Source organism: Pseudomonas sp. LBUM1649 (genome assembly GCF_059716155.1).
Map to the genome: position 1 here is coordinate 461,777 of NZ_CP166807.1, position 22,162 is coordinate 483,938.

General features: G+C 60.1%; 16 protein-coding genes and 1 pseudogene. 8 read left to right on the forward strand and 9 right to left on the reverse strand.

Annotation, left to right across the window (positions count from 1 at the left end):
- Window positions 1-3 precede the first annotated feature (3 nt).
- Genes ACA058_RS02065 through ACA058_RS02075 form a run of 3 tightly spaced genes read right to left on the reverse strand, consistent with a single transcriptional unit; the run spans window position 4 to window position 1,770 of the window.
- Window positions 4-279, reverse strand: a complete 276-nt coding sequence (locus ACA058_RS02065; protein ID WP_497637619.1) for a phosphopantetheine-binding protein — start codon at window positions 277-279, stop codon at window positions 4-6.
- Window positions 257-1,069 carry a lysophospholipid acyltransferase family protein gene (locus ACA058_RS02070; protein WP_497637620.1) on the reverse strand — a complete coding sequence of 271 codons (813 nt, stop codon included), beginning with the start codon at window positions 1,067-1,069 and terminating at the stop codon, window positions 257-259. Before ACA058_RS02070 ends, ACA058_RS02065 begins: the two co-directional genes overlap by 23 nt.
- Complete coding sequence (locus tag ACA058_RS02075) at window positions 1,045-1,770, reverse strand: beta-ketoacyl synthase chain length factor (RefSeq protein ID WP_497637621.1); 726 nt, start codon at window positions 1,768-1,770, stop codon at window positions 1,045-1,047. Before ACA058_RS02075 ends, ACA058_RS02070 begins: the two co-directional genes overlap by 25 nt.
- Before the next feature lie 356 nt (window positions 1,771-2,126).
- Between ACA058_RS02075 and ACA058_RS02080 the strand changes: the two genes are divergently transcribed.
- Window positions 2,127-2,897, forward strand: coding sequence for a ParA family protein (locus ACA058_RS02080; RefSeq protein ID WP_497637622.1), 771 nt, complete (start codon window positions 2,127-2,129; stop codon window positions 2,895-2,897).
- A 49-nt stretch (window positions 2,898-2,946) separates the two neighbouring features.
- Here the strand turns inward: ACA058_RS02080 and trxC are convergent, their stop codons facing one another.
- Entirely contained in the window at window positions 2,947-3,381 is a 435-nt protein-coding gene (gene trxC / locus ACA058_RS02085) for a thioredoxin TrxC (protein ID WP_497637623.1), read from the reverse strand.
- Between the two features lie 198 nt (window positions 3,382-3,579).
- Here trxC and ACA058_RS02090 point away from each other — a divergent pair, with 198 nt between their 5' ends.
- Together ACA058_RS02090 and ACA058_RS02095 are read left to right on the forward strand one after the other, a co-directional pair.
- Window positions 3,580-3,876 (forward strand): type II toxin-antitoxin system HigB family toxin, encoded by a 297-nt coding sequence (locus ACA058_RS02090; RefSeq protein WP_497637624.1) that lies wholly within the window; start codon window positions 3,580-3,582, stop codon window positions 3,874-3,876.
- Window positions 3,873-4,274: a helix-turn-helix domain-containing protein gene (locus ACA058_RS02095; RefSeq protein WP_497637625.1), complete on the forward strand. Its 402-nt coding sequence runs from the start codon at window positions 3,873-3,875 to the stop codon at window positions 4,272-4,274. Before ACA058_RS02090 ends, ACA058_RS02095 begins: the two co-directional genes overlap by 4 nt.
- 6 nt (window positions 4,275-4,280) lie before the next feature.
- On the opposite strand, the gene selO is transcribed toward ACA058_RS02095, so the two are convergent.
- From selO to ACA058_RS02110, 3 genes are read right to left on the reverse strand one after another with little or no spacing between them, the layout of a single operon-like run.
- Window positions 4,281-5,744: a protein adenylyltransferase SelO gene (selO, locus tag ACA058_RS02100; protein ID WP_497637626.1), complete on the reverse strand. Its 1,464-nt coding sequence runs from the start codon at window positions 5,742-5,744 to the stop codon at window positions 4,281-4,283.
- A gap of 48 nt (window positions 5,745-5,792) precedes the next feature.
- Entirely contained in the window at window positions 5,793-9,143 is a 3,351-nt protein-coding gene (gene mscK / locus ACA058_RS02105; RefSeq protein ID WP_497637627.1) for a mechanosensitive channel MscK, read from the reverse strand.
- Window positions 9,144-9,177: 34 nt separating this feature from the next.
- Complete coding sequence (locus ACA058_RS02110; protein ID WP_497637629.1) at window positions 9,178-10,920, reverse strand: potassium/proton antiporter; 1,743 nt, start codon at window positions 10,918-10,920, stop codon at window positions 9,178-9,180.
- Window positions 10,921-11,311: 391 nt separating this feature from the next.
- Between ACA058_RS02110 and ACA058_RS02115 the strand changes: the two genes are divergently transcribed.
- The 4 genes and pseudogenes from ACA058_RS02115 (at window position 11,312) to ACA058_RS02130 (ending at window position 13,894) form a co-directional block, all read left to right on the forward strand.
- Window positions 11,312-11,542, forward strand: coding sequence for a hypothetical protein (locus ACA058_RS02115; protein WP_497637630.1), 231 nt, complete (start codon window positions 11,312-11,314; stop codon window positions 11,540-11,542).
- The gene (locus tag ACA058_RS02120) at window positions 11,539-11,841 is read left to right on the forward strand and encodes a cell division protein ZapA (protein ID WP_497637631.1); all 303 of its coding nucleotides are present in this window, start codon (window positions 11,539-11,541) and stop codon (window positions 11,839-11,841) included. Before ACA058_RS02115 ends, ACA058_RS02120 begins: the two co-directional genes overlap by 4 nt.
- 145 nt (window positions 11,842-11,986) lie before the next feature.
- Window positions 11,987-13,030: pseudogene (locus ACA058_RS02125) on the forward strand (HAMP domain-containing protein); the annotation flags it as partial.
- A gap of 132 nt (window positions 13,031-13,162) precedes the next feature.
- A complete protein-coding gene (locus tag ACA058_RS02130) occupies window positions 13,163-13,894 on the forward strand; it encodes a methyl-accepting chemotaxis protein (RefSeq protein WP_497639848.1) in 732 nt (243 codons plus the stop codon).
- A 125-nt stretch (window positions 13,895-14,019) separates the two neighbouring features.
- Here ACA058_RS02130 and ACA058_RS02135 read toward each other — a convergent pair whose 3' ends face one another.
- Together ACA058_RS02135 and putA are read right to left on the reverse strand one after the other, a co-directional pair.
- Complete coding sequence (locus ACA058_RS02135) at window positions 14,020-15,822, reverse strand: acyl-CoA dehydrogenase (RefSeq protein ID WP_497637632.1); 1,803 nt, start codon at window positions 15,820-15,822, stop codon at window positions 14,020-14,022.
- A 253-nt stretch (window positions 15,823-16,075) separates the two neighbouring features.
- Window positions 16,076-20,026: a trifunctional transcriptional regulator/proline dehydrogenase/L-glutamate gamma-semialdehyde dehydrogenase gene (gene putA, locus ACA058_RS02140; RefSeq protein ID WP_497637633.1), complete on the reverse strand. Its 3,951-nt coding sequence runs from the start codon at window positions 20,024-20,026 to the stop codon at window positions 16,076-16,078.
- Between the two features lie 462 nt (window positions 20,027-20,488).
- On the opposite strand from putA, the gene putP reads away from it, so the two are divergent.
- On the forward strand, window positions 20,489-21,973 hold the full coding sequence (putP, locus tag ACA058_RS02145; protein ID WP_497637634.1) for a sodium/proline symporter PutP: 1,485 nt from the start codon (window positions 20,489-20,491) through the stop codon (window positions 21,971-21,973).
- Window positions 21,974-22,162 lie beyond the last annotated feature (189 nt).

Sequence of the window (22,162 nt, forward strand, 5' to 3'; positions counted from 1 at the left end):
GTCTCAAGCTGCCTGTTTTGCAGTGACGAACGCCGCAAGGCTCGCCACGTTACTGAAGTGATTGCGCGTGTCCTTGGCGTCGGCATCGATCTTGATGCCGTATTTTTTCTGGATGGCCAGGCCGAGTTCCAGGGCGTCCACCGAGTCCAGGCCCAAGCCTTCGCCGAACAGGGTCTGATCGTCGCCGATATCCTCGGCGCTGATGTCTTCGAGGCCAAGGGCGTCGATGATCAGCAGTTTGATGTCATGCAGCAGGCTAACGGTCTTCAGATCGCTCATCTTTGGCGAGCTCCTTAATGAAATAGGAATGCAAATAATCGTTGAGCTTGCGCGAGGCCTGGGGGGGCGGGCCTAGCGCTGCGAAGGCCTGGGGGTCTATATCGGCCCCGACGCGGAAACTGAAGTGTACGCGGCGGTTGGGGATCCGATACCAGGGCTCGGCCTTGGTCAGTGTGGTCGGGCTGACCCTGATTACCACGGGGGTGAGGATTTTCGCACCGCGCACGGCAATTGCCGCTCCCCCCCGATGAAAGGCGGGCGCCTGGCCCGGCTGGGTGCGCGTGCCTTCGGGAAAGATGATCAGGGTCTGGCCTTGTTTCAGCGCATCGGCGGCGGCATCGAGCATGTCCATGCTGCCGTCGTTGCTGATGTATTCGGTGCGACGCAGGGGCGTGCGGGTGAACGGGTTATCCCAAAGGCTTTGCTTGACCACGCAGTTGGCGTGGCGAACCAGTCCGATCAGGAACACCACATCGATCAGCGATGGGTGATTGGCAATAATCATCTGGCCCGGCCGCCCGAGTTTTTCCGCGCCTTGAATCTCGTAGGTCAGCACGCCGGCGCGAGCCATGAAGCGGACGAAAAACCAGAAACAGCGGCTGACAGTTTGACGCGCCCGCAACCGGCGGGTCTGGGCATCACCCGGCAGGCAGGCAAGCAGCGGGAAAATCACCAGGCGCAGGCACAGGCCGCCCAACCCGAACAGGGCAAAGCTCGCGGCAGTGGCCAGCAGGCGCCAGTAATAGGCATCGCGGTTTTTTTCAGTCACGGGTTGCGTTGCCAGGTCCATACACGATTTTTCCAGGCATGTTGGCAGGTGGTTTGCGGGCCAAGCAGCGTGCACAACAGATTCAACGCGTGCGGCCAGCGAGCTTTGGACAACGCATCCGTAGCGCTGTTCAGAGACAACTGCCAGTCATTGCCCGGGGTAATCAGCAGGCCGACGGCATAAGGGAAGGGCACATCGTCGATCCACGCCGAATAGGCCTGCGGCGGTTGCTCTTCGGTGACCACCAGCAATACCGCGGGTGAGCCTTCAGCCAGCAGGGCCGCAGCCTCCAGCATACCGTGTTCAAGGCCGTCGCCGGCGGTGGCCAGGGCGGTCATTTCGCTGGTTTCACCGCGCATGATCGACCACAGGCCGATGATCGCGTTATGCACCGACAGGCTGAACTGGGTCGGCGAAAGCGGCTGGTCGACGGCCAGGTCGCTGAGAATGTCGAAGGTGCGCGGGGTTTCGCCGTGACGGGAAACAAAGACCAATGGCAGGTCCTGACGACCTTCGGCCAATGGCCAGCCGACACTGAAGGCCATCCGCGCCAGACGGCTGAGCCGCCGACGCTGCATGGCCGGCAGGAACGAGACATCGGGTGCGGCATCGCTGGCCGGCAACATCAACGGTTGTCGGCACCAGGCTTGCCAGTCATCCACGCTTTCAAGCCCCGGGGCCCAAGCGCGCCACTGGGCGATGTTGAAATTGATCACAGACATTCAATCCCGCCCTTGCGGGCTTCCTGACGCGGTGAGTGGCGCAATGGCACGGCACACCCTGCGTGGCGCTTGGCGCCGAGTGGTGCGCATTATCCCGGTGCGACGAACGTGTAGCAAATACTGGTTACGTTTTGCTCAGTGAGTTGTACCGGTCAGTTCGCAAAAACTGAACGTTTGGCAATAATTCGCGTTTTTTCATCGCCCGTCTGTCGGCTTTCGCCTCTGTTCGTTGAGACTCCTGCGGTTTTTTTGGCAAGAAAAGGCTGATGACTGTGTAGTCCCTGTATCTGCGAGGTAGCGTAGCCATGCCGTGCACCACTACACTCGGTCATTCTTTGATACACGGAGGTTTTGCAATGCGGCGCGTGGTGTTCAATCAGAAAGGTGGTGTGGGCAAATCCAGTATTGCCTGCAATCTGGCGGCGGTCAGCGCCAGCGAGGGCTATCGCACCCTGTTGGTCGATCTCGATGCCCAGGCCAACTCCACTCAGTACCTGACGGGACTCACCGGTGACGATATCCCGATGGGTATTGCCGATTTCTTCAAGCAGACCTTGTCCTCCGGGCCTTTCTCCAAGAAGAACCAGGTCGACATCTACGAAACGCCGTTCGACAACCTCCATGTCATCACCGCCACGGCCGAGCTGGCGGACTTGCAGCCCAAACTTGAGGCCAAGCACAAGATCAACAAGCTGCGCAAATTGCTCGAAGAGCTTGATGAAGATTACGACCGGATCTACCTGGACACGCCGCCGGCACTGAATTTTTATGCGGTTTCGGCGTTAATTGCCGCTGATCGTGTATTGATCCCCTTTGATTGCGACAGTTTCTCCCGGCAGGCGCTTTACGGTGTGCTGGCTGAAATAGAAGAACTGAAAGATGACCACAACGAAGGCCTGGAAGTCGAAGGCATCGTGGTTAACCAGTTCCAGGCCCGCGCCAGCCTTCCCCAGAAGATCCTCGACGAATTGATCGCCGAAGGCCTGCCAGTGCTGCCGGTGTACCTGGGCAGCTCGGTGCGCATGCGCGAATCCCATCAGGCAAACACGCCGCTGATCCATCTCGACCCGCGGCACAAGCTGACGCAGCAGTTTGTTGAGTTGCACAACCTGCTGGAAAACACCTGAAGATCAAAAGACCGCAGCCTGCGGCAGCTCCTACACAGGCTGCGATCGTTTAAATCCCTTGGCTGCGCAACCAGCTCATCAGCTGCGGTAAAGGAAGCGCGCCGCTCTGACGCGCAACTTCCCGGCCGCTCTTGAACAGAATCAAGCTCGGAATCGAGCGAATCCCCAGCTGCGCCGACAATTGCTGGTTCGCCTCGCTATCGAGCTTGGCCAGCCGACACTTGCCCGCCAATTGTCCCGCCGCCTGCTCGAATACCGGCGCAAACGACTTGCACGGCCCGCACCAGTCTGCCCACACATCCACCAAAAGCGGCAGATCGCCCTTGATCTGACTCGCGTAATCACCTTGCTTGAGTTCGAAGGGCTTATTCAGCAGGACTTCGGCCTTGCAGCGTCCGCATTTGGGATGGTCGCTGAGGCGCTCGGCGGGAATGCGGTTGAGGCCGTTGCAGTGGGGGCAGGGGATGAGGAGTGGGTCGGTCATGAGCGATATCCAAATGGAAGCTGGTAGCACCTAGTTGGAGACGTTTGCTTATATTTTCAATCATGCAGCAACCGGCGTTGAATCTAGGCTGAGAAAAGGATCGGATTGAGACCGTTGGTCTGCTTAGGTGTATCGCAACTTGCGATAAAAAATCTTTGTGATTAACTCATTCATAGCAAAACGCGATAAGGATGTTGCATGCGAGTGTTTTCCGAAAGACGAATCTGGGACGCCAAGGAAAAGTGGCCGCAAGCGGCCAGCGCACTGGACCAGTGGTATCGAATGGTAAAGCGCGTCAAGCCAAGAGATTTTGCGGAAATGAAATTTTCATTTCCCGCAACCGACAAAGTCGGTGAGTTTCACGTTTTCGATATTGGCGGTAACAAATTACGGCTGATCGCCTATGTTCGATATCAGCATCAAAAAATCTACATCAAGCATGTGCTGGATCACCGCGAATATGACCGCGGTAAATGGAAGGAGGCAAGAGCATGAGCGTTATGATCAAAAACGCGGCCGAGCACTGGGAGTTTGTATCGCCATTGCTACGCAAACCCAAAAACGAAGACGACTATGACACGCTGGTGCAGGCACTCGACGAGTTACTCGAGATGACTGGAGTTGACGAGTCGCATCCTCTGATGAGTCTGGTGGACATCATCGGTGACTGGATTGAGGAATGGGATCACAAACATCACCCTATGCCCGAAGCCACAGGTGCCGAAGTGCTTGGATACATGATGCGCGAACATGGATTGACTCAAAGCGACCTGCCCGGCGTCGGCCCTCAGTCGGTCGTCTCCGAAATCCTGAGCGGCAAGCGCCAGCTCAACCTGCGCCAGATCCGCTGGTTGGCCGAGCGATTCAATGTGCCGGTAGATGTCTTTATCTGACCCGCCTCACGACGAACAACTGATCTCCAGATGCTTGCCCCATTCCGGCGGCCTCTCTGCGTAGCTTTCCATCCCTGGTTGTTCCTCGAACGGCGTGCTCAGCACTGCATGCAGTCGGCGGACTTCCGAATAGTCGCCACTTTCCGCCGCATCGATAGCCTTTTGCGCCAGGTAGTTGCGCAGGATGTACAGCGGGTTGACCGCATGCATCCGGGCGCGACGCTGGTCCTGATTTACCTCGCCTTCGCGGGCCACACGGGCGACGTAGAGCTCGCTCCAGGCATCGAAACCCTTGAGGTCGACGAAATCATCGCGCAAATGGCCGACGGCCGATTCGGGTGACTCTTCACCCAGGCGTCGGAAGAACAGGCTGTAATCGACGCCGCTGTTCTGCATCAGTTGAAGCAGTTGCTCCAGCAATTTCTGGTCGTCCTCTTCGGCTGTGGTCAGGCCGAGGCGGCGGCGCATCAGGTCCAGGTAATGGGCCTGGAACAGCGGCAGGTACAGGCCGAGGGTTTCGCGCAGGGCCTCGACGCTGATGAACGGCGTCAGGGCCTGGGCCAGGGCGCTGAGGTTCCACTGACCGATCGGCACCTGGTTGCTGAAGGAGTAGCGTCCCTGGTCGTCGGAGTGGTTGCAGATGAAGTTGGCGTCGAAGTCGTCGAGGAAGGCGAATGGGCCGAAGTCGAAGGTAATGCCGAGGATCGACATGTTGTCGGTGTTCATCACACCATGGCAGAAACCGTAGGCCTGCCACTTGGCGATCAGTTCGGCATTGCGCTCGACCACTTCACGGAACATCGCCAGGTACGGTTCCGCTTGTTCCAGGCACTGCGGGAAGTGCATGGCCAGGACATGGTCACCCAGTACTTTCTGCTGCTCGGGCCGTTTGGTGTAGTAGAAATATTCGAAATGCCCGAAGCGCACATGGCTCGGTGCAAGGCGCAGGACCATGGCCGCGCGCTCCTGTTTTTCGCGCCAGACCGGAGTGTCAGAGCCGATGACGCACAGCGCCCGGGTGGTCGGGATGTTCAGGGCCTGCAGGGCTTCGGAGGCGAGGAACTCGCGGATCGAGGAGCGCAGCACCGCGCGGCCATCGCCCATGCGCGAAAAGGGCGTCTGCCCGGCGCCCTTGAGGTGCAGGTCCCAATGCTCGCCAGCCTCGTTGTACACCTCGCCCAGCAACAGGCCGCGACCATCGCCCAATTGCGGATTGTAGGAACCGAACTGGTGACCGGAATAGACCATGGCCCTGGGGATCGCGTCAGCCCAGAGTTTGTGGCCGCTGAACAGCTCGGCGAACTCTTGGGTTTCGGCCACGGCGGGGTCGAGGTCGAGTAACGCCATGGCAGCCGGGCTCGCGACCACCAGGCGCGGGTTATCGATAGGCTCGGGCAGCACGTGGGCAGAAAACGCATCGCCCAGGCGGTCGAAGCGATTGTCGAAGGTCAGTTCGTCGAGGGCTTTCAAGGGCCGGCTCCAGCAGAATGTCCGAGCATTCTGCTGGGGAAAGGCCGGTTAGTCGAGTTTGGCGGGAGGCGGTTCTTGCACCGGTTTGCCGTCGACCAGTGGCACGATGGTTTTCGCTTCCGGCTCGATCGGCACCATCTTGTATTCCTGGCCGTGGAGGTTCTTGAGGTAGACCTCCATCTGGCGGAACGAGATGTTGATGCGCTGCTTCTTGAACTCGCGGTTGATGAAGCGGTTGACCTCATCAAGCACCGGGTTGCGGTCGCCGAGGTCGCGCACATGCATGCGCAGTTCGTGGTCAAGGGTGCTTTCGCCGAAGTTCAGGAAGTACACGTGCGGCTCGGGCTCCTTGAGTACCCGCGGGTTTTCCCGTGCGGCCTTGAGCAGCAGTTCCTTGACCAGGTCCAGGTCCGAGCCGTAGTCGACCCCGAGCTTGAGGGTGACCCGGGTGATGGTATCGGTCAGGGACCAGTTGATCAGTTGACCGGTAATGAACGTCTTGTTCGGGACGATGATGTCCTTGCGGTCGAAGTCGGTGATGGTGGTGGCGCGGATGCGGATCTTGCTCACCGTGCCCGACAGGTTGCCGATGGTGATGGTGTCACCAATGCGCACCGGGCGTTCGAACAGGATCATGATGCCGGAGATGAAGTTGGCGAAGATCTCCTGCATGCCGAAGCCGAGGCCGACCGATAGCGCCGCGACCAGCCATTGCAACTTGTCCCAGCTCACGCCGAGGGTCGACAGGGTCGAGACGAAACCGACGCCGGCAATCACGTAGGACAGCAGCGTGGTGGTGGCGTAGGCGCTGCCCTGGGCCAGTTCCAGCTTCGACAGCACGAACACTTCCAGCAGGCCCGGAAGGTTGCGTGCCAGGGCGAAGGTAATACCGATGATGATCAGCGCGCCCAGCATGTCGCCGATGCTGATCGGCACCATGCTCATGTTGGCGCCGGTGCCGCTGGTGTATTCGTAGAGGGTGACGTTGTCCAGGTACGAGAACACCGTGATCAAGTCGGCCCAGACCCAGTACAGCGCGGCGATAAAGCCGCCCAGCAGCGCCAGGCGGATCAGGCGCAGGGATTGTTCATTGACCTTCTCGATATCCAGCGTCGGTTCTTCGATGACCGCTTCGCCGTCGCCGGCCTCTTTCGCCGCCTGGCGTTTGGCCAGGGCGCGCTGGTAAGCCAGGCGTCGTGCCGCCACGCTCAGCCCGCGCACGAAGGTCGCTTCAATCACTAGCCAGAACATCAGCAAGTAAAGGGTGTTGATCAGCCGGTCACTGAGTTTGAGTGCGGTGTAGTAGTAGCCGAAACACACGGCCACGAACAACGCGATCGGCAGTGCGGTAAACAGAATGCCCAGGACCTTGCGGAACAACGAGGCGTTTTCGTGGGTCGGGCTGCTGATCAGCAAGCGGCTGAGCAGCAAGGTCATCAAGGCGTAGCAGATCAGCACCACCGGCATGCCGAGCACGTCATCGGCCAGTGCCGCCGGTTGCAGTTCCGCAACCGCCACCACGGCGACCAGAGCCATCACCACCATGCCAAGGCGACGGACCCAGCCGCGCAGGAACTCCACCTGGGGTTTTTCCCAACGGAAATGCAGTTCCGCCACGCCACCCGGCGCAAGGATTCGGTAGGCGGTGTAGAACACCAGCCAGGCCCCGGCCATTTGCAGCAATGCCGCGCCCATGCTCGCGTTCTGCCCGCGGGCGTCGATTTGCAGGGCCAGGCCACACAGGGCGAGGCCCAGCGACACCGGCATCGCCAGCAGGATGTTCATCAAAATGGCCTGGGGCGTGTGCCACTGGCTGTCACGCTTGAAATGGCCGATGTCCTGGTGGACCTTGTTCAGGCGGGCATACAGCTGCTTGCGTCGCCATAGCAGCGCGCCAATCAGCAACGCCAGCGGCAGGAACAGCAGTGGGCGCTGGGTCAGGCCGTCGACCAATTCACTCAGGCTCGAGGCCCAGGGCAGGGTATCGACCTGACGGTTCAGGCGTTCCGGCACAGCACGCATCCACTCCACATCCAGCGGCTTGTTGCTGGGAATCCAGAACATCTGCTCTTCGAGTGTCGCCCGCAGGCTTTGCGCAGTACTGAGCAGTTGCTTCTGGTTCAGTTGCAGGGTGATGGATTCGTTGAGCACCGCGCTCAGTTCGCGGTTCAGCCGCTCCAGCAGGTCGGCACGGGTGGTGGCCAACTCCAGCAGGGTTTTGCGCAGCTGTGGCGTGACTTGCTCGGGCGGCTGAGACGACAGCAGGTTGTCGACGTAGGTGGCCGGGTTGCTGAGCAACTCCCGTTGCTGGCTGACTTCGAATTGATACAGGCGAATGTCGGCGATCTGGTCCGCCAGGTCACGGTCGACCCTGAGGCGTGGCAAGGCCTGTTTCTGTTTGTAGAGAATCTTGGAGAGCAGCAGGCTGCCCTTGAGCACGTTGATCTGTTCGTCCAGGGCTGAATCGCTCTGGGTCAGGCTGTCCAGTTGTTGCTTGGTTTGCAGGTTTTTCTGGGTGACTTCGTTGAGACGGTCGGTGCTTTTGAGCAGGTAGTCCGAGAGCTTCAGGTTGGCCGTGCTTTCGATGGCCAGCAGGCTGCTGCCGCCGGCCTTCTGTGCTTCGATGGATTGCTGGGTGACTGTTTCTTGAGACTGCGCGAGGCGCTTCTGATTGATCAGGTTCTGCAGCTCTTGAATTTCCTGATCCAGGCGATCGGATTTTTCCGATAACAGATCATGCTGGCTGTTACCCAGGTCTTGCAGTTGGGTGTTGCTCGCCAGTTCCTGGCGGCGTAGCGGGATCAGGGCGTTCAGTGCCATGAGCTCGGCATTGAGCTGGTCGCGCTGCTCGGCACTCAGAGTCTTGCCGGCGTCTTTGCCGGCTTTGAGGATGTTGTTGATCTGCTGGATGCGCGTCTGGCTGGCGGAAATTTCCGCTTGGGCGCGTTCGGGGCGAGTCTGGGCGGTAATGATCAGGCTGTTGGCGTCGCCCAGGGCTTTTTGCAGATCGCTTTGGTGGGTCGCACGTTCGGTGAGCATTTGCTCAAGTTGCTGAATCGACTCTTTGGCAAAGCGTTGCGCCACCGGTAGCACGCTGCTGGCCTTCAGGCGGGCCAGTTCACGCTGGTTCTCAATGGTCTGTTTGGGAGCGCTGGCTAGTTGCTGCTTGAGGTCGACCAGCTTCTGCTCGTAATCGCGCTGGTTGTTGAGCTGTGTCAGCGTGCTTTGCAGGACGGATTGCAGGGCCTTTTGATCGGCTTCCGGCAGTTTGCGTTCGGCGATCTTGTCCAGGCTCGCCTGCACGGATTCGCGGGTGGGCGGTTCGGCGGCTTGTAATGTACCGATAGAGAGGCTCAGGCCCAAAAGGACCATGACGAAAAAGGTGCGCAGGCTTGACATAGAGACCGATCGAAAACGAGACGAAGAATGGAGTTTAGAGGAAGAGTCCCGGACCCGGGCGACTTCCTTCGGGGAATCTGACGCCCACTTTGCCGATCTTGTTCCCTTCCATGACCGCAACGGTCCAGATGGTGTTGTTCCATTCAACCTGGTCACCGACCACGGGTGCACCCCCTACCTTCTGGGCAATGAAGTGCCCCAGCGACATGTCCGGATCGATGCCTTCGACCTTCAACCCGTACAGGGCGGCAACCGCAGCCAGCTGGGCGTCTCCTTCGAGTACGAAGTCGCCGAAGAAGCGCAAATCGAGGCCCCGCTGCGGTGCCTGGCTGAACAGTTTTCCAAGGGCCGGCAAGTTGTGTTCATGGCCGATAACACACAGCAAATCATCGACTTCGAGCACCGTACTACCCGACGGATGGAGCAGTTGCTGGCCACGAAACAGGGCGGCGATGCGCGTGCCTTCCGGCATTTTCAGTTCGCGAAGGGGCGAGCCGATGCACCATTTTTCGGCGCCGAGACGATAAACGAACAGTTCCCACTCGCTGGTGACGTGCACTTCCAGGGCCGAACGGGAGATTGGCGCAGGCTCGGGCGGCACGGTCACCTTCAGTAGCTTGGCGATCCACGGCAGGCTTGTGCCTTGCACCAGCAGCGATACCAGCACGATAAAGAAGGCGAGGTTGAAGTACAGCTGGGCGTTGGGCAGGCCAGCCATCAGCGGGAACACCGCCAGAATGATCGGAACCGCACCGCGCAGTCCAACCCAGGAAATGAACGCCTTCTCGCGCCCGTGGAACGCCTTGAACGGTAGCAGGCCAACCATCACCGACAATGGCCGGGCAAACAGGATCATCCACAGCGCCAGCCCCAGTGCCGGTATCGCAATCGGCAACAGGTCGTGGGGCGTGACCAGTAGCCCCAGCACCAGGAACATGCCGATCTGCGCCAGCCAGGCCATGCCGTCGAGCATGTGCAAAATGCCGTGGCGGCTGCGCACCGGACGGTTGCCAATAACCAGGCCGCACAGGTACACGGCCAGAAAGCCGCTGCCATGCAGGGCGTTAGTCAGGGCGAACACCACCAGGCCACCGGCAATCACCAGGATTGGATAGAGGCCGGTGGCCAGATTGATCCGGTTGACCAGTTGCAGCATCAGCCAGCCACCGCCGAGGCCGATGACGCCGCCGATGCCGAACTCGCGCAGCAGGTGGGTCAGCAAGCTCCAGTGCAGGCCCGTCTGGCCACTGGCAAGCATGTCGATCAGGGTCACGGTGAGGAACACCGCCATCGGGTCGTTGCTGCCGGATTCGATTTCCAGGCTGGCGGTCACCCGTTCGTTCAGGCCTTTGCCGCCCAGCAGCGAGAACACCGCCGCGGCGTCGGTGGAGCCGACAATGGCGCCGATCAGCAGGCCCTGGATCAGGTTCAGGTCGAACAGCCAGGCCGCGGCCATGCCGGTCAGGCCGGTGGTGATCAACACCCCGACCGTGGCCAGCGATAGCGCCGGCCATAACGCCACGCGGAAACTCGACACGCGGGTACGCAGGCCGCCGTCCAGCAGGATCACCGCCAATGCCAGGTTGCCGACCAGATAAGCGGTGGGGTAGTTGTCGAAGATAATGCCGCCGCCATCGACGCCGGCCGCCATGCCCACGGCCAGGATGATCACCAGAATCGGGATGCCGAGGCGGGACGAAAGTGAGCTCACCAGAATGCTCGCACCTACCAGCAACGCGCCGATCAAGAACAGGCTGTTGATGGTCGTCGCATTCAAAGGCAGTACTCCGGAAGGCTGAAAGGCGGGCACAAACTGACCATGCAGTCTGCGTGCCAGCGATTCTAACCTGTTGAAATGTGATGCTGTCAAAAAGCTTTTTGTAGAAGCGAGCTTGCTCGCGATGGAGGTCAACGATGACAGGTGCTGTCTGATTCAGCGCGTTGTAATTGATCACCGCGCACTCGAGGGTCAACCGGTTGTTCCTGATTCTTCCAAACAAGCGCTATGTCGACGAAGTGCAGGAACCAGATTGACCAATCACAGTCTCTACAGTTCGCGAGAATGGTTACTGGTCAGGAAAATCAAGGCCTTGCGCCTGTATAACCCTGGCATCCACCGTGACTTTTCTTTATCGTACGCGCCCTTTGAAAATGCCCGGAAAATCAAAATGTTGGAAGCAACCCTAAGCCAATTGGAACAACTGGTCAGCGACCTTGTGCAACAGAACCAGGCGTTGGTCGGCACCAACCAGGCCCTGAGCGCCGAACTGGCCCAGGCCAAGGATGAAAACGAAAGCCTGCAACTGAGCCTGATGGAACAGGAAGAGAAACAAGGCGCCACCGTGGCCCGCATCCAGGCCCTGGTTGAGCGCGTCAGCGCTGGCCCGGTCAGCGCATGAGTCAGGGCGCCGCAGGGGTAAAAGTCGTCTCGATCCTGGGGGAGGACTATTCGATCAGGGCGCCGGCCGGGGAAGAACAGACCCTGCTGGACGCCGCGTTGATGTTGAAGGCTGCCCTGGCCGACACCAAAAAGAAGTACCCGACCCTGATCGGTGACCGACTGCTGGTGCTGGCGGCGATGAATCTGTGTTCCCAGCAGATCGAAATGCAAAAGCGGCACAAGCAGGAACTCGACCGTTACCAAGAGCAAGTCAGCGCCACGGTTGAAGTGATCTCCAAGACGATCAATCAGGCCTGATCGGCTTTGCGCACAACCAAAGAATAAATTGTCGGCTTAGTTGTATACAATCGGCATGGCTGTTGCAGTGTTTCAGCCTCTTATTCTTTGGGGGTGCTCCATGCAGTTCTGGCGACGCAGTATTCAGTGGCAGTTGATCCTGAGCATGGGCACCGCCCTGCTGGTCAGCATTCTGCTCGTGGTTGGCGTTTATACCCTGGTGGTCAATCGCCTCTCCCAGAGCTATCTGGTGGAGCAGGCGCTGCCGTCGAGCATTGAAGCGATGCGCAACGATATCGAGCGCATCCTTGTCCAACCCCTCACCGCCGCCAAGGACATCGCCAGCAACAGTATGGTGCGCGACTGGCTGGCCGCGGGTGAGGACAGTGCCCAGACCGGCACGTTTACCACTTACCTTGAAGGCGTGCGCGCCGAACACAAAGCCTTTACCGCGTTGATGGTCGGTACGGCGTCCAACCATTACTTCAACGAAAAAGGCCTGGACCGGACCCTCAGTCGTTCCAATCCAAAAGACGCCTGGTTTTATGCCTTCCTCGACAGCGACCAGCCGCGCACGCTCAATATCGACAACGACACGGCCACCGGAGAATTGGCGCTTTTCATTGACCTCAAAGTCGAGAAGGCAGGGAAAGTTGTGGGCGTTGCCGGGTTAGGCCTGAGCATGAAAGAGCTGTCCGAGCTGATTCACAACTTCAGCTTCGGTGAGCGTGGCAGGGTCTATCTCGTGCGTTCAGACGGTTTGATCCAGGTACATCCCGAGGCGCAACTAAGCGGCAAGCGTACCCTGGCCGAACAGATTGGCGAGCCGGCGGCACGGGCGGTGATGGGTCAGCTCTCTACCTCCAAAGCGTCTGCCACTAATAATAGCTTTGTACGCGACGGCGAAGATTTCCTGGCATTGAGCCTGCCTCTTCGCGACCTCGGCTGGACCCTTGTGGCCGAAGTGCCACAGTCGCAAATCTACGCCGAAGCCCGTCGCGCCATGTGGATGAGCGGCGGTATCGGCCTGGCGGTGGCCCTGGTGTGCCTGTTGCTGGTGGTGTTGCTGGCCCGTGGGCTGGTACGACCGATTCGTCAGGTAACAGCGGCGCTGGTGGCCATCGGTAGCGGTGGTGGAGATTTGACCCATCGGTTAGATTCCAGCCGCGCCGATGAGCTGGGCGATCTGGCTCGCGGGTTCAATCGGTTTCTTGATAGCCAGCGCGAGATGATCGGCGAAGTGCTGACCACTAGTGAACGCTTGCGTACCGCAGTCGGCCAGGTGGCGCGGGTGGTGGACAACACCGCAGAGCGTTCCGGGCGCCAGCAGGAGATGACCGATATGGTCGCCACCGCGGTCCACGAAATGGGCCTGACCGTGCAGGAAATTGCGCAAAACGCCGGCAACGCGGCAGTCGCTTCGCAAAACGCCCGGGATGAAGCAATGCACGCGCGGGAAGTGGTCGGCGGTTCGATCCGCCATATTGAAAGCATGTCCGACGAAATCGGTGTCGCCGCCAGCGCCGTGGGCGAATTGGCCAATCAGGTGGCGTCGATCGATCAGGTGCTGGCGGTGATTCGCGGGATTTCCGAACAGACCAACTTGCTGGCGCTCAACGCCGCCATTGAAGCCGCGCGGGCCGGAGATATGGGGCGCGGGTTCGCGGTGGTTGCCGATGAAGTGCGCACTTTAGCTCGACGTACGCAGGCTTCCACCGATGAGATCCAGCAGATGATCGGCAGTCTCAAGCAGGGCGCGGAGAATGCAGTGTCGTCGATGCACACCGGGCAAGCGGCGACGGGCACGGGGGTTGAGTCGAGCCAGCGCACCGGGGCTTCGTTGACGGCGATTACCGGGCAGGTCGAGCGCATCAGCGACATGAACCATCAGGTCGCAACAGCGACGGAAGAGCAGTCGGCGGTGACCGAGGAGATCAATCGCAACGTGCAGGGGATTTCTGATCTGGCGCGGGCGACGGCGGCGGACGTCAGGGCTTGTCGGGAAGATTGTCATACGTTGCAGCGCCTGGCGGATGATCTGGCGCGGCAGATGGGTGGGTTCAGGCTCCGCTAACTGATCGTTCCCACGCTCTGCGTGGGAATGCAGCCCGGGACGCTCCGCGTCCCTTTTGGATCGTGACGCAGAGCGTCACAGGAGGCATTCCCACGCAGAGCGTGGGAACGATCGGTAAGGGTGGATCAGAACCACTCATCCTGCATCCCAAGGCAAACATCATCCCGCGCCTCAAGAATCGCCAGCTCATGGTGGCACCCCGGCACTTCCCAAGTCAGGAAGTACCGCGCTGCCTGCAACTTGCCTTTATAGAAACTCACATCCGCCAAATTCCCTTTGACCAGCCCTTCCTCGGCGCGAATCGCCTGCTCCAGCCAGCGCCAACCAATCACCGTGTGGCCGAACACTTTCAGGTACAGCGCCGAGTTCGCCAGGCTGCTGTTGACCTTGCCCTGGGCCAGGTCCGTCAGCAGGCCAATGGTCACGGTTTGCAGGCGCGCCACCAGTTTCTCCAGCGGTTCACGCAACAGGGTCAGCGATTCATGGGCCTGTGCGCGCTCGGCGGTTTCGGCGATCAGGCGGATCAATTGCTTGAGCCCCGCGCCGCCGTTCTGTGCCAGTTTGCGGCCCAGCAGGTCCAGCGACTGAATGCCGTGAGTGCCTTCGTGGATCGGGTTCAAACGGTTGTCGCGGTAGTACTGCTCGACCGGATATTCGCGGGTATAGCCGTGGCCGCCGAGGATCTGGATCGCCAGTTCGTTGGCCTTCAGGCAAAACTCCGAAGGCCAGGATTTGGCGATGGGCGTCAGCAAATCCAGCAGTTCATGTGCCTGCTTGCGTTCGGCTTCGGTCTCAAGGGTAGTGGTGTCGTCGAACAAGCGTGCGGTGTACAACCCCAGATCGAACGATCCTTCGACGTAAGCCTTCTGCGTCAACAGCATGCGTTTGACGTCGGCATGCTGGATGATCGCCACCGGAGCGGTGTTCGGGTCCTTGCTGTCTGGAACGCGACCCTGCGGGCGCTCGCGGGCGTACTCCAGCGAATACAGGTAGCCGGCGTAGCCGAGCATCACCGCACCCATGCCGACACCGATTCGCGCTTCGTTCATCATTTGGAACATGTAGCTCAAGCCGTGGTGCGGCTTGCCCACCAGATAGCCCACGCACTCGCCGTTATCGCCGAAGTTCAGCGCGGTGGACGTGGTGCCGCGCCAGCCCATCTTGTGGAACAGCCCGGCCAGCAGCACGTCGTTGCGCTTGCCGAGACTGCCGTCATCGTTGACCAGGAACTTGGGCACGATGAACAGCGAAATACCCTTCACGCCGGCTGGTGCATCCGGCAACTTGGCCAGGACCATGTGCACGATGTTTTCCGACAGCGGATGATCGCCGCCGGAGATGAAGATCTTGTTGCCCTTGAGGCGATAGGTGCCGTCGGACGCAGGCTCGGCCCGTGTACGAATATCCGACAGCGACGAGCCTGCGTGGGGTTCGGTCAGGGCCATGGTGCCGAAGAAGCGACCGTCGATCATCGGTTGCAGGAAGCGGCGCTTCTGTTCTTGCGTGCCGAAACTTTCGATCAGGTTCGCCGCGCCCATGGTCAGGAACGGATAGGAGGTCGTCGCCGCGTTGGCCGATTGAAAGTGCGCGAAGCAGGCTTGGGACAGCAGTGTAGGAAGCTGCATGCCACCAGCGTCGAAACTGCGCGCGGCATTGAGGAAGCCGGCTTCGAGGAAGGCATCCACCGCCGGTTTCACTTCCGGAATCAGAATCGCCTGGCCGTCCTCATAGCGCGGCTCGTTCTCGTCACCCTTGCGGTTATGCGGGGCGAAGAACTTCTCGGCGATGTTGCGGGCGGTGCCGAGGGCGGCATCGAAGGTTTCGCGATTGTGCTCGGCGAAACGCTCACGCTGGGTCAGGCCCTCGGCATCAAGGACTTCATACAGCTCGAAAGCCAGATTGCGGGAACTGAGCAACGTCTCGGACATGGCGGCCTACCTTTTATTGGAGTGGACCGAGTCTAGGCGTGGGGAGGGTGGGGTGAAAGGATGATTGATGAGGGTGATAAAGGGGCAGAACGAGGTGAGGTAAAGATCGTTCCCACGCTCTGCGTGGGAATGCCTCAAGGGACGCTCCGCGTTCCAGCCGCGCTGCCGATTTCGAGTCTGACACCGATGGGACGCAGAGCGTCCCGGGCTGCGTTCCCACGCGGAGCGTGGGAACGATCATGATGGGGAGGTATTAACCGATCGTCATCAGGCTGGCATTACCACCCGCCGCAGCCGTGTTAACGCTCAACGCCCGCTCTATCACCAGACGCTCCAACGCAATGTTGGTTTCACCCTGCGACAAGCCCTGAACCCCGACGATTGCGCCAGCACGCTTGGCCACTTGCTGGCAAACCGCGCGCAACTGATCGGAGTGGCCGTGATGCAGCACCGCATCGATCACCACTTCGTCCTTGTTCCAGTCGGAAACCAGCTTGATGCGTGCCTGAATGTCTTTCGGCAGACGGGCGAACAAGGCCTTGGTCAGCTCAGCTTCCGGCCATACCGCCGAACCGCCGACAGCCAATACTGCAGCCAGTTGCGTTAGCAGGTCGCCTTCGACGTCCGCCAGGCACAGCACGTGCTCGCGCGGCAGGATCGCATAGCTGTTGCGCTCGCCGGTCGGGCCGGCCAGCAAGCGGGTGATACCGCTTTGCGATTGTGCGGCGAATTGCACGCACAGGGTGCTCAGGTCGGCGAACTTGTTGCTGTCGGCCCAGGTTTTCAGGGCGGTCAGCGGTTTGCTCATGGCGTCACGCAGACGAACATCCGGGGCGGCAATGGCATCGCCACGGGCGAAGGATTGTTCGATCGCATCGGTAGGACGAGTCGACAGCAGGCGGTACAGGTACAGCGGGCCACCGGCTTTCGGGCCGGTACCCGACAGGCCTTCGCCGCCGAATGGCTGCACGCCGACCACGGCACCAACGATGTTGCGGTTCACGTAGACGTTACCGGCATTGACGTTGTCGATCACCTTGGCGATGGTCTCGTCAATACGAGTGTGCACGCCCAGCGTCAGACCATAGCCGGAAGCGTTGATCTGAGCGATCAGTTGATCGATGTCTTTGCGCTTGTAGCGCACCACGTGAAGCACCGGGCCGAAGATCTCCCTTTGCAGTTCGTCGAAGCTTTCCAGTTCGATCAGCGTTGGCATCACGAAGGTGCCGCGTTTCACTTCTTCGGCGTCGGCGATGGCTACCTGGTACACGCTGCGACCTTTGTCGCGCATGGCCTGGATGTGTTTCTCGATGCCAGCCTTGGCTTCGGCGTCGATCACCGGGCCGATGTCCACGGACAGGCGTTCAGGGTTGCCGAGGCGGCTTTCAGCCATGGCACCCTTGAGCATTTCGATGACGCGGTCGGCGGAATCTTCCTGCAGGCACAGGACGCGCAGGGCCGAACAACGCTGGCCGGCGCTGTCGAAGGCCGACGAAACCACATCGATCACCACTTGTTCGGTCAGTGCCGAAGAGTCGACGATCATCGCGTTCTGGCCACCGGTTTCGGCGATCAACGGAATCGGGCGACCTTGGCTGTCCAGGCGACCGGCAATGTTGCGTTGCAGCAGGCGCGCGACTTCGGTGGAACCGGTGAACATCACGCCTTTGACGCGATCGTCGCCCACCAGGCCGGCACCGACGGTTTCGCCACGGCCCGGCAGCAGTTGCAGCACGCCTTGCGGAATCCCGGCTTCGAGCAGCAGGCGCACGGCTTGAGCGGCCACCAGCGGAGTCTGTTCCGCAGGCTTGGCCAATACCGGGTTACCGGCAGCCAGTGCCGCAGCCACTTGGCCGCTGAAGATTGCCAGCGGGAAGTTCCACGGGCTGATGCACACCACTGGACCCAGAGGGCGGTGGGCGTCATTGGTGAAGTCGTTGCGCGCTTGTACCGCGTAATAACGCAGGAAGTCCACGGCTTCACGCACTTCGGCGATGGCGTTGGCAAAGGTCTTGCCGGCTTCGCGAGCCAGCAGGCCCATCAGCGGCTGGATCTCGGCTTCCATCAGGTCGGCAGCGCGCTCCAGGATCGCGGCGCGTTCGGCCGGCGGGGTGGCCTGCCAGATCGGTGCGGCGTTCAGGGCGCACTGGATAGCGTTGTCGACGTCTTCGACAGTCGCTTCCTGCACATGGCCGACCACGTCACGCAGGTCGGACGGGTTCAGGACTGGCGCAGGCGTTTCGCTGCTGGACGCGCAACCGAGCATCGGCGCGGCTTTCCAGTGGTTGTGCGCGGTGGCCAGCAGGGCGCAGGACAGGGACGCCAGGCGATGTTCGTTGGCCATGTCGATGCCGCTGGAGTTGGCGCGCTCGGAACCGTACAGATCGCGCGGCAGAGGAATGCGCGGGTGCGGCAGGCCGAAACCACCTTCCACGGTCGCCATCTGCTCGATGCTCGCCACCGGGTCGGCCACCAGTTCCTGAATCGAAATCGACTGGTCGGCAATACGGTTGACGAACGAGGTGTTCGCGCCGTTTTCCAGCAGGCGACGGACCAGATAGGCCAGCAGGGTTTCATGAGTGCCAACCGGTGCGTACACGCGGCACGGACGGTTCAGCTTGCCTTCGGCAACCTTGCCTACAACTTGTTCATACAGCGGTTCACCCATGCCGTGCAGGCACTGGAACTCGTACTGGCCCGGGTAATAGTTCTGACCGGCGATGTGATAAATGGCCGACAAGGTGTGGGCGTTGTGCGTGGCGAACTGCGGGTAGATGACTTCCGGCACCGACAGCAGTTTGCGTGCGCAAGCGATGTAGGACACGTCGGTGTACACCTTGCGGGTGTAGACCGGATAGCCTTCCAGGCCTTCGACCTGGGCACGCTTGATTTCGCTGTCCCAGTACGCGCCTTTGACCAGGCGGATCATCAGGCGATGACGGCTGCGGCGAGCCAGGTCGATCACGTAGTCAATCACGTACGGGCAACGCTTCTGATAAGCCTGGATCACGAAACCGATGCCGTTCCAGCCAGTCAGTTGCGGCTCGAAGCACAGGCGCTCCAGCAAATCCAGCGACAGCTCCAGGCGGTCGGCTTCTTCGGCGTCGATGTTCAGGCCGATGTCGTATTGCTTGGCCAGCAAGGTCAGCGACAGCAGGCGCGGGTACAGCTCGTCCATCACGCGCTCGTACTGGGCGCGGCTGTAACGCGGATGCAAGGCCGACAGCTTGATCGAAATGCCCGGGCCTTCATAAATCCCACGACCGTGGGACGCTTTGCCGATCGAGTGGATAGCTTGTTCGTACGATGCCAGGTACTTCTGCGCATCGTGCTCGGTCAGTGCGGCTTCACCGAGCATGTCGTAGGAATAGCGGAAGCCCTTGGCTTCGAACTTGCTGGCGTTGGCCAGGGCTTCGGCGATGGTTTCGCCGGTAACGAACTGCTCGCCCATCAGGCGCATGGCCATGTCGACGCCCTTGCGGATCATCGGCTCGCCGCTCTTGCCGATGATGCGGCTCAGGGACGAAGTCAGGCCGGCTTCGTTGTGCGTGGACACGAGCTTGCCGGTCAGCAGCAGGCCCCAGGTCGCAGCGTTGACGAACAGCGACGGGCTGTTGCCCAGGTGCGGCTGCCAGTTGCCGGTGCTGATCTTGTCGCGGATCAGGGCATCACGGGTGCCTTTGTCTGGAATGCGCAGCAGCGCCTCGGCCAGGCACATCAGCGCCACGCCTTCCTGGGACGACAGGGAGAATTCCTGCAACAGGCCCTGAACAATTCCTGCACGACCGCCAGCACTCTTCTGGTTACGCAGTTTTTCCGCGATCGAGGCGGCAAGTTTGTTGGTGGCTTCAGCCATTGGCGCCGGCAAGCGGGCCTGCTCGATCAGCATCGGCACCACTTCGGGTTCCGGGCGACGGTAAGCCGCGGTGATCGAAGCACGCAGGACCGATTGCGGCAGGATGCTTTCGGCGAATTCGAGGAAGCACTGGTGCGCGTGGTCGACATGGACTTCGCCCGCTTCGTCAGCGTCCCGGGTCATACCGCTCAGCTCGGACAGGGTTGCACCACCCTCGAGTTTTTCCAGGTAATTGAAAATTGCCTGCTTGATCAGCCAGTGCGGCGTGCGATCAATCGAGGTCGCGGCAGCCTTGAGGCGTTCGCGGGTCGGGTCATCGAGTTTGACCCCAAGGGTGGTGGTAGCCATGTTTTTATCCTCATGTTTGCCACGACTGCGTGGCATCAGCTGGCGCCAAGATTAGCCGTGCGATGAATGAGGTGCAACCGGGTGCAACCCTTTTTTTACTGGAATAAACGGCAGTTCGTCAGGAAATAAATTCTACTGCGCCATTGCTGCATCGCCTTGGTGCTTTTTGGATTGGTTGGCGTTCGTTCTTGCTCCGAAAAGGAGCAAAAAACTCGGTTCGAAATAAATTTCCGACTGGGTGCAACTTATTCTCAAGAAATGGGTTGCACCTTATTTGCTTTGTTGAATAGCATTCGCGCACCAAGGTGCAACCAGTCGCAAGACCGGTGTGCCGGCTGATGGCTTTCCTGGGGAAACATCGGTCATAAATGCGCGGGATCCCGGATCGTCTTTCAAACGTCACCGTTTGAAAACGGTTCACCAGCCGCCGCTACATAAAAACAATGCCAGGGCATCACTTAAATGAGCGTAAGCAATCCAACCCTGATCACGTTCGTGATCTACATCGCAGCAATGGTGCTGATCGGCTTCATGGCCTATCGCTCCACCAACAACCTTTCCGACTACATTCTGGGCGGCCGTAGCCTGGGCAGCGTCGTGACCGCGTTGTCCGCCGGTGCATCCGACATGAGCGGCTGGTTGTTGATGGGCCTGCCGGGCGCCATCTACATGTCCGGTCTGTCCGAAAGCTGGATCGCCATCGGCCTGATCGTCGGTGCTTACCTGAACTGGTTGTTCGTCGCCGGCCGCCTGCGCGTGCAGACTGAGCACAACGGCGATGCGCTGACCCTGCCGGACTACTTCTCCAGCCGTTTCGAGGACAAAAGCGGCCTGCTGCGGATCATCTCCGCCGTCGTGATCCTGGTGTTCTTCACCATCTACTGCGCTTCCGGCATCGTGGCCGGCGCCCGTTTGTTCGAAAGCACCTTCGGCATGTCCTACGAGACAGCGCTGTGGGCCGGCGCTGCGGCGACGATTGCCTACACCTTCGTCGGCGGTTTCCTGGCGGTCAGCTGGACTGACACCGTACAAGCCACGCTGATGATCTTCGCCCTTTTGCTGACGCCGATCATCGTGCTGCTGGCCACTGGTGGCGTAGACACCACGTTCCTGGCCATCGAAGCGCAAGACGCCAGCAACTTCGACATGCTGAAAAACACCACCTTCATCGGCATCATCTCGCTGATGGGCTGGGGCCTGGGTTACTTCGGCCAGCCGCACATCCTGGCGCGTTTCATGGCGGCGGATTCGGTGAAGTCGATCGCTAATGCCCGTCGTATCTCCATGACCTGGATGATCCTGTGCCTGGGCGGCACCGTGGCGGTAGGCTTCTTCGGTATCGCTTACTTCTCGGCGCACCCTGAAGTGGCCGGTCCTGTAACCGAAAACCACGAGCGTGTGTTCATCGAACTGGCGAAAATCCTCTTCAACCCATGGGTTGCCGGTGTACTGCTGTCGGCTATCCTGGCTGCGGTAATGAGCACCCTGAGCTGCCAGCTGCTGGTGTGCTCGAGCGCCCTGACCGAAGACTTCTACAAAACCTTCCTGCGTAAAACCGCTTCCCAGGTTGAACTGGTCTGGGTCGGCCGCGCCATGGTGCTGCTGGTTGCCCTGATCGCCATCGCCATGGCGGCCAATCCGGAAAACCGCGTACTGGGCCTGGTGAGCTACGCCTGGGCAGGTTTCGGTGCTGCATTCGGTCCGGTCGTGCTGATTTCCGTCATCTGGAAAGACATGACCCGCAACGGCGCACTGGCCGGTATCCTGGTCGGCGCGATCACCGTGATCGTCTGGAAGCACTTCGAACTGCTGGGCCTGTACGAAATCATCCCTGGCTTCATCTTCGCCAGCCTGGCTATCTACATGGTCAGCAAGCTGGGTGCGCCGACTACCGGCATGCTTTCGCGCTTTGCTGCGGCTGAGGCGGATTTCCGACTGAACAAGTGATGGGGATGAGCTGAGGCTCTGACTTTTCGCAAAAAACGGCCCGTCTCCTACAGGAGGCGGGCCGTTTTTTTTGGGGGGGCGAATTCAGATCTGAGTCCGCTGCATCGTCAGTCTTGCGAAATTTCCGGGCAAGGTCCTAGGACGTTTCCTTCAAAACGTAGCGGTTTCCATGAACTGGTGGGGCTTAGG